Raw genomic sequence first — 15,099 nt, 5'->3', positions numbered from 1 at the left:
CCGGTCACCGGCCGGGGCGGACGGGCCGATGCCGGGGAGCACGCCGGGGGCGCTGGCCGCGGGCTTCGGCAGGCCCGCGCCCGCGACGTGATCTGCGCCACCCGCACGGCTCCAGGAGGCGGCCCTGTCCCGCTCGGCCTTACGCTGACCGGAGTCCCACGGCCCGGCGCTTGCCACCGTCACCGCCGAGAGGGCGAGGCCGGCCACGGCCGACCCCGCGATGAGCTGCCACGTCTTGACCAATGGCACCTCGGACCAGCCCCTTTCGCGATCACACATATGCGTGAGGGACACTTAACCACTGCGTCTTGCCGCGAGCATGGCACCCCACCCCACGGGGCCGGGCGGGACGCGCGCGCGGTTGAATCAAATGCAGTCCCGTAGCAATGAAGCTGATCATGGAGGAGCAGGACGTGGAGTTCGACGTCACCATCGAGATCCCCAAGGGTTCGCGGAACAAGTACGAGGTGGACCACGAGACCGGCCGGATCCGTCTGGACCGTCGCCTCTTCACCTCGACCAGCTACCCGGCCGACTACGGCTTCGTCGAGAACACCCTCGGCGAGGACGGCGACCCGCTGGACGCCCTGGTCATCCTGGACGAGCCGACCTTCCCGGGCTGCCTGATCAAGTGCCGCGCGATCGGCATGTTCCGCATGACGGACGAGGCGGGCGGCGACGACAAGCTGCTGTGCGTGCCGGCCTCGGACCCGCGTGTCGAGCACCTGCGCGACATCCACCACGTCTCCGAGTTCGACCGCCTGGAGATCCAGCACTTCTTCGAGGTCTACAAGGACCTGGAGCCCGGCAAGTCCGTCGAGGGCGCGAACTGGGTCGGCCGCACCGAGGCCGAGGCCGAGATCGAGGCCTCGTACAAGCGCCTGGAGGCGCAGGGCGGCCACCACTGAGCTCCGCTCGGTGATCCGTGTCGGCGCCTTGCGCCGACCGGCTGACTCGACCGCGGGCGGTACCCCTTCCGGGGGGTGCCGCCCGTTCGTCGTGTCCGGGCGGGCGTCGCGCCCGGGGCCGGCCCGGCGGAGCGACGCCGGACGACCGCCGGGGCCGTACCGGAGGGCCGGCGGAGGAGGGGCGGAGGGCCGGGCGAGGACGGGCCGAGGACGGGGCGAGGACGGGCCGACCGGTCGAGGACCGGAAGCCGCTTCCGACGGCCTGAGTGGCGGATGGCCGTCCGCTTTCGCCGGGGAGGAAACGATTCCGCATACTTGGGTCCGAGCCGGAACCGGCGAGGACGGGAGGACGCGTGGCGGAGGCCGAAGGATCCGGGTTCGAGGACCGGAAGCCGAAGTCGGACGAGGCGCGCAGCGCCTTCACCGCGCCGCGCGGCATCGCGGCGGAGTCCCCGGAGGACGAGCAGCCGACGTCGGAGTTCACCGTTCCCGAAGGCCTGGCCGCGCTGCCCGTCGAGCCCGAGGGTTCCGCCTTCGCGGCCCCGGCCACCTACAGCGCCCAGCACTCCCCGCCCGCGTACACCCCCGGCATGGGCGCCGGGTTCCCCGGCTCCCGCATGAAGGAATCGCCCTGGCAGGACCGCATGCGCGTGATGCTGCGCATGCCGGTCGACGTCCGGCCGGTGGCCGAACCGGTGCAGAAGAGCGAGAGCGGCCCCGCGGTGGGCCGCGTGCTCGACCTCACGCTGCGCATCGGCGAACTGCTCCTGGCGGGTGGCGAGGGCGCCGAGGACGTCGAGGCGGCCATGTTCGCCGTCGCGCGCTCCTACGGCCTCGACCGCTGCGAGCCCACGGTCACCTTCACCCTGCTGTCCATCACCCACCAGCCCTCCCTGGTCGACGACCCCGTCTCGGCGAACCGCACGGTGCGCCGGCGCGGCACGGACTACACGCGGCTCGCGGCGGTCTTCCGGCTGGTGGACGACATCAGCGCGCACGAGGTGGAGATCTCCCTGGAGGAGGCCTACCGCCGCCTCGCCGAGATCCGCCGCAACCGCCACCCGTACCCGGGCTGGGTGCTCACGGCCGCCGCCGGACTGCTCGCCGGGGCCGCCTCGACGCTGGTCGGCGGCGGGGTCACGGTGTTCTTCTGCGCCGTGCTCGGCGCCGTCCTCGGTGACCGGCTGGCCTGGTTCTGCGCCGGGCGCGGGCTGCCGGAGTTCTACCAGTTCGTGGTCGCGGCGATGCCGCCGGCCGCGATCGGGGTGGCGCTGAAGATCGCCGAGATCGACGTCCGCGCGTCCGCGGTGATCACCGGTGGGCTGTTCGCGCTGCTGCCGGGGCGGGCCCTGGTGGCGGCCGTGCAGGACGGCCTGACCGGCTTCTACATCACGGCCTCGGCCCGCCTCCTGGAGGTCATGTACCTCTTCATCGGGATCATCGTGGGCGTGCTCGTGGTGATCTACGTCGGCCTGCAGTTCGGCGCCGAGCCGAACCCGGACGAGGTCCTCCAGATCCCCTCCCGGCCGATCCTGCAGATCCTGGCCTCGATGGTCCTTGTGTTCACCTTCGCCATCCTGCTCCAGCAGGAACGCTCCACCGTGCTGATCGTGACGCTGAACGGCGGGGTCGCCTGGGTGACCTTCGGGGCGCTGCGGGCGGCCGAGCTGCCCCCGGTGCCGTCCACTGCCATCGCGGCCGGTCTGGTCGGCCTCTTCGGGCAGCTCTTCTCCCGCTACCGGTTCGCCTCGGCCCTGCCCTACGTGACCGCGGCCATCGGGCCGCTGCTACCGGGCTCCGCGACGTACTACGGGCTGCTGTCGATCGCCGAGAACCGGCTCGACGCGGGACTGGCCTCGCTCACCAACGCCGCCGCCATCGCGCTCGCCATCGCGGTCGGGGTCAACCTCGGGTCGGAGACCTCCCGCCTGTTCATGCGGATCCCGGGCGCGGAGAGCGCCGCGAAACGTCGGGCGGCGAAGCGCACGCGCGGCTTCTGACGGCCGGCCGAACGCCCTCCGACGCCGGGAGGAGGCTGGGCGGCCGTCTGCGGGCACGCGAACGCCCCGGGGACTCCTGGTCCCCGGGGCGTCGTACGGGCGTCCGTACGGGCGGTCAGCGCTTGGCGTGGCGGCCGCGCGGCTGCGGGTCCTCGGGGGCGCCGACGCCCTGCGCGGGACCGGAGGCCGCGGACTTCGCCTTGTTCTTGCGGGCCTTCAGCACCTCGAAGATCACCGGGATGATCGAGACGAGCACGATGCCGATGAAGATCGGCTCGATGTTCGTCTTGATGACCTCGAACTGGCCGAGCTTGTAGCCGAGGCAGGTGACGCCCGCGCCCCACAGGACGCCGCCGATGATGTTGTAGGTCAGGAAGGTGCGGTACTTCATCTCGCCGGCGCCCGCGACCATCGGCGCGAAGGTGCGGATGATCGGCACGAAACGGGCGAGCACGATGGCCTTGGGACCGTGCTTCTCCATGAAGTCGTGCGCGGCGTCGAGGTTCTCGCGCTTGAACAGCCGGGAGTTCGGCCGGTTGAAGAGCTTCGGCCCGAAGTGCTTGCCGATCAGGTAGCCCACCTGGTCACCGATCACGGCGGCGAGCACGATCAGGGTGCAGACCATCCACAGCGGCTGGCTGATGTTGCCGCTCGCGACGAACAGGCCCGCCGTGAAGAGCAGGGAGTCGCCGGGCAGGAACGCGAACAGTCCCGATTCGGCGAAGACGATGATCAGGATTCCGATCAGGCCGAACTCCCCGATCAGATAGTCCGGGGACAGCCACTCAGGGCCGAGCGCAAGCGTGTACACGAGTTCCGGGCTCTCCTGGATCGAGGGGGATCAGCGGGGATGCGGGGCATGACGGGTGGTTCCAATTATGAACGCACACCGCCCCCGCCAGGTTCCAGGTACCTGCGGGGGCCGTGTGCGCACTGTGCGGGAGCCTTCCGGTGAACTCCCGGCGAGCTCGCGGCTACGCCTTCCGGATCGCGTTCGCGAGGATCGCGTCCCGGACGAAAACGGCCAGACCCGGACGGACGGCTTCGTAGTACGCGGTGAACCGCTCGTCCGCGACGTACATCTCACCGAGGCAGGTGTGGATCTCGTACGTGCAGAAGTAGTAGGCGCCGTTGATCCAACTCCGGTGGTCCTCGGCGAGGTCCATGGCCGGCTCGGACTCCGCGGCCGCGCCGGAGTCCAACAGGGCTGCGAACCGGTCGTTGATGTCCGCGGCCGCCGCCTGGATCCGCTGCCAGTCCTCCTTCGTGTAGGACGCGGTGCGGCGGGTCGACTCCCGGTACGCGTCGGTGCCGCCCCAACGGCGCTCCGCCTCCTCGGCGTGCTCGTCGGGGTCGAAGTCCCCGAAGACCTCGAACTTCTCCTCGGGCGTGAGGTTGATGCCCATCTTCTTCGCCTCCATGGCGTGCTCAACGGCCTTGGCCATCTGCTGGAGCCGGGCGATCCGGTCGGACAGCAGGGAGTGCTGCCGGCGCAGGTGCTCCTCCGGGTCCGAATCCGGGTCGTCCAGCAGGACCGCGACCTCGTCGAGCGGGAAGCCGAGCTCCCGGTAGAACAGGATCCGCTGCAGCCGGTCGAGGTCGGCGTCGTCGTACCGCCGGTGTCCCGCCCCGCTGCGGCTGCTCGGGGAGAGCAGCCCGACCTCGTCGTAGTGGTGCAGCGTGCGCACCGTCACTCCGGCGAACCCGGCGACCTGACCCACTGACCAGCCCATCGCTTCCCGCTCCTCCCATCGGTTGGGTACGCCCCTCACTGTGGGACCTCACGCCGCGTGAGGTGCAAGTCCGCCGCGCGGGCCTACTTGCTGAGCCCTCGGAAGCGGGCCACCGCCAGCGGGAAGAACACCGCGAGCAGCAGCAGCGGCCAGCCGACGGCGAGCAGCGCGGCGTGCTCCGCCGCCCACGACGCCGAGGACGCCGCGCCCGCCGGGTTCCCGAACAGGTCGCGCACCGCGGTGGCCGTCGCGGACATCGGGTTCCATTCCACCACCGCGCCCAGCCAGCCGGGCATCGACGCCGGGGTGGCGAACGCGTTGGACAGGAAGCCCACCGGCCACACCAGGATCTGCACGGCCTGGACCAGCTCCGGCCGGCCCGCCGCCATGCCGAGGAAGATCCCGATCCACAGCATCGCGAAGCGCAGCAGCAGGAGCAGCGCGAAGGCGGTCAGCGCGGCCGCCGCCGAGCCGTGCCAACGCCAACCGAGCAGCAGCCCGACGCCCGCGAGGACGGCCAGGCCCAGCGCCGACTGGAGCATGTCGGCGGCGCTGCGACCCACGAGCACCGCCGACGAGGACATCGGCATCGCGCGGAACCGGTCGATGACCCCCTTGCCGAGGTCCTGGGTGACGGCCGTCATCGTCGCCTCCAGGCCGAAGGCCATGGTGAGGGCGAACATGCCGGGCACCAGGAACTCGACGTACTCGCCGTCGATGCCGCGCCCGCCGCCGATGAGGAAGCCGAACATCAGCAGCATCATCACCGGGAAGACCAGCCCGACGATCACCTGCACCGGCTGCCGCGCCCAGTGCGCGAGCTCGCGGCGGGTCATCGTCCAGGAGTCCGTGACCACCCAGGGCGTGCTCATGCGGCCACCTCGGCCTTCTCCTCGGTACCGGCGTCGGCGGCTGCGGGGCCGCCCGTCAGCCGGAGGAAGACCTCGTCGAGGGTGGGGCGGCGCACCGAGATGTCCACCGCCTCGATGCCCCCCTCCTCCAGGGCCCGCAGGGTCCGGGTGAGGCCGGCCATCCGGTCCCGCACCGGGAAGCTCAGGGTCAGCGCGTCCCGGTCCACGGACGGGTCCGGGTGGGGCAGGCGTTCCGCCGCGCGCGCCAGGTCCGCCGCCTCCCGCAGGACGACGACGATCCGGTCCGACCCGACGCGGGCCTTCAGCTCGTCCGCCGTGCCCTCGGCGGCCACCCGACCCGCGTCGACGAGCGAGATCCGGTCGGCCAGCCGGTCGGCCTCCTCCAGGTACTGGGTGGTCAGCAGGACGGTCGTACCGGCGCCGACCAGGGAGCGGACCGCGCCCCACACCTCGGCGCGGCCGCGCGGGTCGAGGCCGGTGGTCGGTTCGTCCAGGAACAGCACCTGCGGGTCGGTGATCAGGGACGCCGCGAGGTCCAACCGGCGGCGCATGCCGCCGCTGTACCGCGCGACCGGCTTGCGGCCGGTGTCGGCGAGGTCGAAGCGGGCCAGCAGTTCGTCGGCCCGCGACCCGGCCCGCCGGGAGCCCAGGTGGTGGAGGCGGCCGAACATCTCCAGGTTCTGCCGCCCGTCCAGCTTTTCGTCGAGCGCGGCGTGCTGGCCGAGCAGTCCGATCCGGGCGCGGACGGCCGCCGGGTCCTCGCGCACGTCGTGCCCCGCCACCCGCACCACGCCCCCGTCGTGCCGCAGCAGGGTGCTCATCACCCGGACCGCCGTGGTCTTCCCGGCGCCGTTGGGGCCGAGGACGGCGTGGACCGTCCCGGCCGGTACCTCCAGGTCGAGCCCGTCGAGGGCCCGCTTCTCCCCGTACCGCTTGTGCGCTCCTTCGACGGAGATCGCCAAGACCGCTCCTCATGAGTCGATTAGTCAAATTTGATTAGCTGGATCGGCAAAGCTACGCCCGCCGCGCGGGTTAGTCAAACTTGATTAGTCCTGTCGTTCCGGAGTCTTCTGCTCCGCATAGGGGTTCTCCTGGCCGTCCGCCAGGACCCCCACGAACGGGTCGCCGCCCTCGCCGGCGAAGGAGTACGCCCCCTCCTCGATCCGGGCGATCAGCCCCCGGGTCCACTCCGCCTCGGCGTCGGACGAGTGGACCCACATGTGCATGATCTCGCCGATGTGCCCGAGTTGCCCGGGACCGCCCTCCGGCGTGTAGTACTCGGTCACCGCGGACCGCCAGTCCGCCAGCTTCGCCAGCCGCTCGCGCAACAGCGCCAGTACCTCGTCCCGCGGCAGGTCCACCATGAAGCCGATCGCCGCCGACAGCACGTCCGTCTTCTGGTCGTGGGCCGCCAGGGCCTTCCGCAGCAGCCGGAAGTACTCCTCGCGGCCCGCGTCCGTCACCTCGTACTCGGTCCGCGGCGGCCCGCCGGCCGCGCTCGGCGCCACCTCGTGGGCGAGCAGGACGCCCTGCTTCGCCATCTGCTTGAGCGCGTGGTAGATCGAGCCGGGCTTGGTGTTGGACCACTCGTGGGCGCCCCAGTACTCCAGGTCGTTGCGCACCTGGTAGCCGTGCGCCCGGCCGTGCTGGCGGACCGCACCGAGGACGAGGAGCCGAATCGCTGACATCGGGCCAGGCTACTCATCCCCCGCGCGCGCCCCGCCTCAGCCCATGGCCTTGGTCCCGTCCACGGACTCGCGGATGATGTCCGCGTGGCCGGCGTGCCGGGCGTACTCCTCGATCAGGTGCAGCAGCATCCACCGCATCGAGACCTTGCCGTTCTCGGGGAACCAGGGGGCCGGCGGCAGCGGGAAGGTGTCGTCCAGGCTCGGGACGGCTCCGATGAAGGCCTCGGTCTCCTGCCGGACGCCGTCCCAGAAGGCCAGCACCTGCGGCATCGACTCCCCGCCGACCAGACGGAAGCCGTCGCTCCAGGACTGCTCGTCGGGCGCGTCCTCGGCCGGGCGCTGCTGCGCCATCCGCAGCCAGCCGAGCTCGCACCCGGCCGCGTGCTTGAGCAGCCCGGACAGCGAGAGCTCGCTGACGGTGGGCCGGCTCGCCGCCTGCTCCTCGGTCAGACCCCGCGCCGCCTCGCGCAGCCCCTCGCGCTGGGCCTCGACGAAGGCGAGGAGCGTCCCGCGCTCGTCACCGGGGACCTCTGTGGAAACCTGAGCCATGGCCGACCGCCTACTTCCGTGGGGTTCTTCTCCTGCTGACGAGAACCACGCTACGGAGCCTTGCGGTCAGCTTCTGTCCTCAACCCGCGGCAACCCCGCGACGCCGCGTCACTGGCCCTGCTCGTCCTGCCGGATCACGGGCAGGGCGGTGGCGGGCTGCGGGAGCAGGGCCTTGGAGAGGTCCTGCTTGCCCGTCGGGTCGAGCCCGTACATGGCCTCGTAGATCTTGCGGACCGCCGGACCCGACGCCCCGGATCCGGTGCCGCCCTGGGAGATCGTCATGACGATCGAGTAGTCCGCGGTGTACGAGGCGAACCACGAGGTGGTCTGCTTGCCCTGGACCTCGGCGGTACCCGTCTTGGCGTGCATCGGGATCTGCTTCTGCGGCCAGCCGCCGAAGCGCCAGGCGGCACTGCCGTTGGTGGCCACCCCGGCGAGGGCCTCGTCGATGTCGTCACGGGTCTTGGCGTCCATCGGCAGCTTGCCCTGCGCCTTGGGCGCGATCTCCCGCACCGACCGGCCGTCGGCGCTGATGACCGCCTTGCCGACGCTCGGCTGGTGGATCGTGCCGCCGTTGGCGATGGCCGCGTAGACGGAGGCCATCTGGACCGGGGTGACGAGCGTGTCGCCCTGCCCGATCGAGTAGTTGATGGCGTCGCCCTCGCGCAACTGGTTGCCCTGACGGCAGTTCTCGTAGGCGATCTTCTCGGCGAAGGTGCCGTTCTTCTTGCCGTCCCGGCACCAGGCGTCCTTGTTCGCCTCGAAGAAGTCCTGCTTCCACTTGCGGTCGGGGATCCGGCCGGGCACCTCGTTGGGCAGGTCGATGCCGGTGCGCTTGCCCAGGCCGAACTCGTGGGCGGTCTTGAGGAACCAGTCGTTCGGGTCCTTCTTCGGCCTGATGCCGCCGTCCTTCTTCCACTCCTGGTCGGCGATGGCGTAGTAGACGGTGTCGCAGGAGACTTCCAGGGCCCGCCCGATGGTGATGTCGCCGTGCCCCTGCGACTCGAAGTTCGTGAAGGTCTGGTTGCCGACCGTGTACGCGCTGGGGCAGGGGTAGCGCCGGTTGAACGGGTACCCCGCGTTGACCGCGGCGGCCGAGGTGACCACCTTGAAGATGGAGCCGGGCGCCGCCTGGGCCTGGATCGCCCGGTTCAGCAGCGGGTAGTTGGACTCCTTCGCGGTGAGGCCCGCGTAGTCCTTGGCGGAGATGCCGCCCACCCAGGCGTTGGGGTCGTACGTCGGGTTCGAGGCCATCGCCACGACCCGTCCGGTCCTGGTCTCCATCACCACTACGGCGCCCGAGTCGGCCTCGTAGTTCCGGTGGGTGTTCCTGTCGTACCCCTTGCGCGCCTCGATCATCGCGGCGTTCAGCTCGCGCTCGGCGACCGCCTGCACCCGGGAGTCGATGGAGGTCACGATGTTCGAGCCGGGCTGCGCCGGGTCGGTCTCGCCCTGCCCGAGGATCCGGCCCAGGTTGTCCACCTCGTAGCGGGTGACGCCGGCCTTGCCGCGCAGTTCCTTGTCGTAGGTGCGCTCCAGGCCGGACCGCCCCACCTGGTCGGAACGCAGGTACGGCGAGTCCGTCTTCTTCGCCTTGACGATCTCCTCGTCGGTGACCGGCGACAGGTAGCCCAGTACCTGGGAGGTGTTGGCCTGGTCGGGGCCCGCGTAGCGGCGCAGGGCCGTGGCCTCGGCGGTGATGCCCGGGAAGTCCTCGGGGTGCTCGCGGATCTGCAGGGCCTGCTCGGTGGTGGCCTCGTCACTGATCGGGATCGGCTGGTACGGGGACCCGTTCCAGCAGGGCTGCTTCGTCTTGGCGTCGCAGAGCCGGACCTTGTCGAGGACCTCCTGGGGGTCCATGCCGAGGATCCCGGCCAGGCGCGTCAGGACGCCCTTGCCCTTGTCCTTCATGGCCAGCAGCTCGGTGCGGCCGGCCGAGACCACGAGGTGCGTCGCGTTGTCGGCGAGCGGAACCCCGCGCGAGTCCAGGATCGACCCGCGCACGGCGGGCTGGATCACCTGCTGGACGTGGTTGTTCTTGGCCTCGTCCGTGTACTCCTGGCCGTTGCGCACCTGGAGGTACCAGAGCCGTCCCCCGAGCGTGAGGAGCAGCGAGAAGACGACCACCTGGATGACGACGAGCCGGTTCTGGACCCGAGGGGTCCGGCCGGTCTCCGGAATGTTGCTCAACCCTGATCTCCCCCGGACGCGAGCCGTACGCCCGGCCGAGTGTAGGGGGCCGCGACCGGCGACCTAGAACGGGAACCGGGTTCGGCCGTGCTGGACCGATATCCACTTCTGGGTCGTGAAGGCCTCCACGGTGGCCTCTCCGCCCAGCCGACCCAGGCCCGAGTCCTTCTCCCCGCCGAACGCGGTGAGGGGCTCGTCGCCGATGGTGGAGTCGTTGACGTGGATCATGCCGGTCTCGATGCGACCGGCGAACCGGACCCCGCGCTCCACGTTCCGGGTGTGCACGGCGCCGCTGAGCCCGTACGGGGTCGCGTTGGCCAGGCGCACCGCCTCGTCCTCGCCGTCGAAGACGACCAGCAGCGCGACGGGGCCGAAGATCTCCTGGGTCAGCAGCGGGGAGTCCTCCGGGAGCCCGGCCAGTACGGTCGGCTCGACCAGGTTGCCGCGCGTAGACCCCCGTACGAGCGCCCGCGCGCCGGACTCCACGGCCCGGTCCACGAGCGCGGTCAGGGCGTCGGCCTGGAAGGAGTTGATGAGCGGACCGATGTGGGTGTCGGCCTCGCGCGGGTCGCCGGTCTTCAGGGCGCGCACCCGGGCGGTGAACTTCTCGGTGAACTCCTCGGCCACGGAGGCGTCGACGAGGATGCGGTTGGCGGCCATGCAGACCTGGCCCTGGAAGACGAAGCGGCTGAAGACGGCCGCGTCCACCGCGTAGTCGAGGTCGGCGTCGTCGAGGACGACCAGGGCGCTGTTGCCGCTGAGTTCGAGGACCGTCCGCTTGAAGTGCCGGGCGGCGACGGCTCCGACGTGCCGGCCGGTGCGGTCGGACCCGGCGAAGGAGATCACCTTGGGGACGGGGTGGGTGAGGATCGCGTCGCCTATCTCGGCGATGTCCGTGACCAGGACGTTCAGCAGCCCGGCGGGCAGGCCCGCCTCCTCGAAGATCTTGGCGATGATCCCGCCGCCGGACACCGGGGCGTTCTGGTTCGGCTTGATGACCACCGCGTTGCCCAGGGCCAGCGCCGGGGCGACCGACTTGAGGGTCACCAGCAGCGGGAAGTTGAAGGGGCTGATCACGGCGACGACCCCGACGGGGAGTCGCTGGACCCGGTTCTCCTTGCCCTGCACCAGGGAGGGGAGGACGCGGGCCTCGGGGCGGACCGCCAGCTGGACCGCCTCGCGCAGGAACTCCATCGCGAGGTGGACCTCGTACTCGGCCTTGGGACGGGTCCCGCCGAGTTCGTCGATCATCGCCTCGACGAACTCCTTCTGGCGCTCCTCCGTGATCCGCAGCGCGCGCTCCAGGACCGCGCGTCTCGCGTACGGGCTGGTGGCCGCCCATTCCTTCTGCGCCCGCTCGGCCGCCCGGTAGGCCCGGTCGACCTGTTCGACCGTGGCCACGGTGATGGCGGCCAGCTTCTCCCCGTTGTACGGGTTGACGTCGATGATGTCCCACGAACCGGTGCCGGCCAGCCATTCGCCGTCTATGTACTGGTGAGCAAGGTCGGTGAATATGGACATGCCATCCCTTACTGCGAGCGCGCACCCTTGCGCTGCACCGGAGACCGGTCGGTCGTCATACACTGATCAGACGTCATAGTACGTGCGGATCAAGACAGTTGGAGCAGTCCTCGCAGGAGATCGCGAGTCCTGTCGGGATCCGGGCAGTCGGCCTGGAGTCGCCGCATCGCCCGCGCGTACTGTGCCACTTCCTCTTCTTTGTCCAGGTAGAGGGCACTGGTGAGCTGTTCCAGATAGACGATGTCCTGGAGGTCGGACTCGGGGAAGCGCAGCAGGGTGAAGGCCCCGCTCTCGCCCGCGTGGCCGCCGAAGGAGAACGGCATCACCTGGAGCTGCACGTTCGGCCGCTGACTGATTTCGATCAGGTGTTCCAACTGGCCCCGCATCACGTCGCGGTCGCCGTACGGGCGACGCAGCGCGGCCTCGTCGAGCACGGCGTGGAAGATCGGGGCGTTCTCGGACACGAGTACCTTCTGGCGCTCCAGGCGCAGTGCGACGCGGCGGTCGATCTCGGCGGCGCTCGCGCCGGGCATGCCCCGGCTGACGACGGCATGGGCGTACGCCTCGGTCTGCAAGAGCCCGTGAACGAACTGGACTTCGTAGATCCGGATGAGCGAGGCGGCGCCCTCCAGGCCGATGTACGTCTGGAACCACCCGGGGAGCACGTCGCCGTAGCTGTGCCACCAGCCGGTTGCGTTGGCCTCCCGGACCAGTCCCAGCAGGGACTCGCGCTCGGCGTCGTCCGTCACTCCGTAGAGCGTGAGGAGGTCTTCGACGTCCCTGGCCTTGAAGCTCACCCTTCCCAACTCCAAGCGGCTGATCTTCGATTCGGATGCGCGGATCGAGTAGCCGGCCGCCTCACGGGTGATGCCGCGGGATTCTCGGAGTCGCCTGAGCTGAGAGCCCAGGAGGATGCGTCGCACCACAGAACCGCTGGCTTCTGCGGTCACTAGTCCTGCCCTCCCCATCGCAATGGTGTGCGCGTGGTGTGCGCGTGCTCGGCGGGGCCCCCGTACCCCGGTGCCGCAGTCTGCCACCAAAACGCATCGGCCCGTACTCGTTCTGTAACGGAATCCGGCGTCCCGGAAAAGAAGTCCGTAAGTATGCGTAGGAAGAAATGAGCAAGAACCGTCACGGGAAGGGACGGAGCGGGCGCGTGCACGTGCATCTGCCCTTGCATCCGGCTGCGCCATTCGGAACGATGGTGCCGCGCACCTGCGTGCACTTCGCGCCGGCGCGGGACCCACCCCGCAGTTCTCCATGGACAGAGCCGCCGCTTCGTCCGCGAATCCCGGGAGTGCCTCGCATGGGGACGAATGGATCGACCATGCTCGAGCCGTTACGGCAGGGGCTGCCCCCGGTCGACCCCACGGCTGTCTCCGGATCCGCGTCATGCGGTCTGCCCGCCCGCTTCGACGCGGTGCGCGGCGCGCGTTCGTTCACCCGGTCCACGCTGTCCCAATGGGGCCTCGACGAGCGCTTCGACGACGTCTCCCTCGTCGTCTCCGAACTCGTCACCAACGCCCTGCGCCACGCGCTGCCCGACGACGCGCGGCCGTCCGGCGAGCCGGAGCCCGCGGTACGGCTGCACCTGATGCGGTGGAGCACCCGCCTGGTGTGCGCGGTGCGGGATCCCAGCGAGGACCGGCCCGGCGGGTCGTTCGTGCCGGAGCGGACCGACGAGAACTGCGACCTGGAGTCGGGTCGGGGGTTGTACCTGGTGGACGCGTACAGCGACAGCTGGGGCTGGCACCCGCTCGCGGGCCGGCTGACCGGCAAGGTCGTCTGGGCGCTGTTCCTGCTCCAGGACTGACGCGCGGGTTCGGCGGAACCCGCGCGCACGGGGTGCGCGAACCGGACACTCACGGGGGCCACTGGCCGGGGTTGATCGTTTGGATCAGTCCCGGCCAGTGCACGTGCATGGCGTGAAACGGTGCGCTGTTCCGTCAGCCGATCAAGTGATCGAACTCGCCGTCCTTGACGCCCAGGAGCAGGGCCTCTATCTCGGCCGGCGTGTACACGAGCGCCGGCCCGTCCGGGAAGCGCGAATTGCGCATGGCGACATCGCCGCCGGGCAGTCTGGCGAACTCCACGCAGGAACCCTGCGAGTTGCTGTGTCGGCTCTTCTGCCAGGTCAGCTCATACATGGAAGCGAGTTCTGCAGCTGCCATCCCGTTGTACGCGTGGTCCACAGGAAGCCCCCGATAGTGCAGATGTCAACTCCACCGGATCATAGCTGTGTTCATAAGCGCATGCATGGGCAGATGCACGTGCACGCGGGGTGGTGAATCGATCACTGTCAGGGGCGAAAAGCCTCCGTGACCTCGTCCAACGACTCCAACAGCTGCTCCGCGGCCCCCCGCAACACCCCTGATTCCGGGGCATTCCAGTCGGCCAGCAGGCTCCTGACGTCATCCCACTCGGGGACCCGCCGTTCCCGGACCGCCCGCGCCCCCGCCTCCGTCGCCCCCCGCAGCGCCTCGGCGAGCTCGGCCGCGCCGGGAACGGGGGCGTGGGCGCGGTCCGGGAGGTGGGCCTCCAGCAGCATGGCGTTGCGGCCGAAGGCGGCCACCGCGTCCCCCGCCCCGTCGGCGGCGGCCCGGGACAGCCCCCGGTGGCGTACGGGCTCCCCCTCCGCCCGGTCGAGCGCCTCCTGCCAGGCGATCCGGGCGTCGCGGGTTTCCAGCAGGGCCTCCCGGACGTCGGCGCGCCGGGCCCCGGCCGGATCGGCGTACTGCCCGAGCACGGCGGCCGCGTACCGCCCGACGGCCGCGAGCCAGTCGGCGAGCCGGGTCCGCAGCCTCGGCGTCTCCCAGGCCGGGTAGAGGGCGTACCCGACCATGGCGAGGACCCCGCCCACCAGGGTCAGGGCGATCCGGTCGGGCACGGTCTGGTCCCAGCCGACGCCGCCCATCCCGAGCAGGAACACCACGTACGCGGAGACGAAGGCCTGGGCGACGGCGTACCCGGTGCGCATCAGGACGTACATCAGGCCCGCGCTGAGCACCGCGAGGAAACCCGACAGGTACATCCCCGGCTGCGCCAACTGCACGATCGCGGTGGCGACGCCCACCCCGACCAGGGTGCCGCCGAACCGGGCCACGGCCCGGGACCAGGTCTGGGAGAAGTCGGGCCGCATGACCATCACCGAGGCCATCGGCGCCCAGTAGCCGTGCCCGAACGGCAACGCGCCCCCGATCAGGTACCCGGCGCAGGCCACGACCGTCACCCGCACGGCGTGCCGCAGCACGGGCGACCCCGGGCGCAGCTCGGCCCGTACGGCCTTCAGCACGTGGGGCACCATCCCCGCCAGCGTGGGCCGCAGCATCGCCTCGTCGGGGTCGGCGGTGCGCCCGGAGCCCGGTGCGGCCGTCTCCAGTACGTCGTCCAACAGCGCGGCGAGCCTGCGGGCGGCCCGCAGCGGTGCCCCGTCGAAGAGTTCCGGCAGGTCGGGGGCCTTCAGCACGGCCAGTTCGGGCGCGGGCAGCCGTACGGGCTCCCCCTGCCGGATGGCCCGCGCGGCGCAGTCCAGCACGGCCGCCGCGGCGGCGAGCAGTTCCCGCACCCGGTCCCGGGCCGGGCCCTCGGCGGGCGCCCCGACGGCCGGGTCGGCCAGCGAGGCCAGCACGGGGCGGATC

Annotated in this window: 13 protein-coding genes and 2 pseudogenes; 3 read left to right on the top strand and 12 right to left on the bottom strand. The window is 70.9% G+C overall.

The window, feature by feature from the left end; all coding sequences use genetic code 11:
• Positions 1 to 249, bottom strand: a pseudogene (locus NOD94_RS34955) (D-alanyl-D-alanine carboxypeptidase); the annotation flags it as partial.
• A 164-nt stretch (positions 250 to 413) separates the two neighbouring features.
• Between NOD94_RS34955 and NOD94_RS34950 the strand changes: the two are divergent.
• Positions 414 to 908, top strand: coding sequence for an inorganic diphosphatase (locus NOD94_RS34950; RefSeq protein WP_008742522.1), 495 nt, complete (start codon positions 414 to 416; stop codon positions 906 to 908).
• Between the two features lie 353 nt (positions 909 to 1,261).
• Complete coding sequence (locus NOD94_RS34945; protein ID WP_281210239.1) at positions 1,262 to 2,908, top strand: threonine/serine exporter family protein; 1,647 nt, start codon at positions 1,262 to 1,264, stop codon at positions 2,906 to 2,908.
• A gap of 175 nt (positions 2,909 to 3,083) precedes the next feature.
• Here the strand turns inward: NOD94_RS34945 and NOD94_RS34940 are convergent.
• The 9 genes and pseudogenes from NOD94_RS34940 to NOD94_RS34900 all read right to left on the bottom strand — a co-directional run.
• Positions 3,084 to 3,719, bottom strand: a pseudogene (locus NOD94_RS34940) (VTT domain-containing protein); the annotation flags it as partial.
• A 163-nt stretch (positions 3,720 to 3,882) separates the two neighbouring features.
• On the bottom strand, positions 3,883 to 4,641 hold the full coding sequence (locus tag NOD94_RS34935; RefSeq protein ID WP_281210238.1) for a MerR family transcriptional regulator: 759 nt from the start codon (positions 4,639 to 4,641) through the stop codon (positions 3,883 to 3,885).
• 83 nt (positions 4,642 to 4,724) lie between these two features.
• Complete coding sequence (locus NOD94_RS34930) at positions 4,725 to 5,513, bottom strand: ABC transporter permease (protein WP_281210237.1); 789 nt, start codon at positions 5,511 to 5,513, stop codon at positions 4,725 to 4,727.
• The gene (locus NOD94_RS34925; protein WP_281210236.1) at positions 5,510 to 6,475 is read right to left on the bottom strand and encodes an ATP-binding cassette domain-containing protein; all 966 of its coding nucleotides are present in this window, start codon (positions 6,473 to 6,475) and stop codon (positions 5,510 to 5,512) included. The genes NOD94_RS34930 and NOD94_RS34925 overlap by 4 nt, the downstream gene beginning before the upstream one ends.
• 84 nt (positions 6,476 to 6,559) lie before the next feature.
• Positions 6,560 to 7,201 (bottom strand): PadR family transcriptional regulator, encoded by a 642-nt coding sequence (locus NOD94_RS34920; protein ID WP_281210235.1) that lies wholly within the window; start codon positions 7,199 to 7,201, stop codon positions 6,560 to 6,562.
• A 36-nt stretch (positions 7,202 to 7,237) separates the two neighbouring features.
• Positions 7,238 to 7,750, bottom strand: a complete 513-nt coding sequence (locus NOD94_RS34915; protein ID WP_281210234.1) for a DinB family protein — start codon at positions 7,748 to 7,750, stop codon at positions 7,238 to 7,240.
• A gap of 108 nt (positions 7,751 to 7,858) precedes the next feature.
• The gene (mrdA, locus tag NOD94_RS34910) at positions 7,859 to 9,940 is read right to left on the bottom strand and encodes a penicillin-binding protein 2 (RefSeq protein ID WP_281210233.1); all 2,082 of its coding nucleotides are present in this window, start codon (positions 9,938 to 9,940) and stop codon (positions 7,859 to 7,861) included.
• A 63-nt stretch (positions 9,941 to 10,003) separates the two neighbouring features.
• On the bottom strand, positions 10,004 to 11,461 hold the full coding sequence (locus NOD94_RS34905) for an aldehyde dehydrogenase family protein (protein WP_281210232.1): 1,458 nt from the start codon (positions 11,459 to 11,461) through the stop codon (positions 10,004 to 10,006).
• A gap of 89 nt (positions 11,462 to 11,550) precedes the next feature.
• Positions 11,551 to 12,429 carry a helix-turn-helix transcriptional regulator gene (locus NOD94_RS34900; RefSeq protein WP_281210231.1) on the bottom strand — a complete coding sequence of 293 codons (879 nt, stop codon included), beginning with the start codon at positions 12,427 to 12,429 and terminating at the stop codon, positions 11,551 to 11,553.
• A 359-nt stretch (positions 12,430 to 12,788) separates the two neighbouring features.
• Here NOD94_RS34900 and NOD94_RS34895 point away from each other — a divergent pair, with 359 nt between their 5' ends.
• Complete coding sequence (locus tag NOD94_RS34895; RefSeq protein WP_281210230.1) at positions 12,789 to 13,274, top strand: ATP-binding protein; 486 nt, start codon at positions 12,789 to 12,791, stop codon at positions 13,272 to 13,274.
• Between the two features lie 133 nt (positions 13,275 to 13,407).
• Here NOD94_RS34895 and NOD94_RS34890 read toward each other — a convergent pair whose 3' ends face one another.
• Together NOD94_RS34890 and NOD94_RS34885 are read right to left on the bottom strand one after the other, a co-directional pair.
• Entirely contained in the window at positions 13,408 to 13,653 is a 246-nt protein-coding gene (locus tag NOD94_RS34890) for a DUF397 domain-containing protein (protein WP_281210229.1), read from the bottom strand.
• Between the two features lie 107 nt (positions 13,654 to 13,760).
• Positions 13,761 to 15,099: FUSC family protein (locus NOD94_RS34885; protein WP_281210228.1), on the bottom strand; the 1,339-nt coding region annotated here is incomplete at its 5' end.

The organism is Streptomyces sp. Isolate_45, assembly GCF_024721315.2.
Taxonomy (GTDB): Bacteria; Actinomycetota; Actinomycetes; order Streptomycetales; family Streptomycetaceae; genus Streptomyces.
The sequence above is the reverse complement of the archived record's forward strand: the minus strand, read 5'-3'. Positions and strand labels throughout refer to the sequence as shown.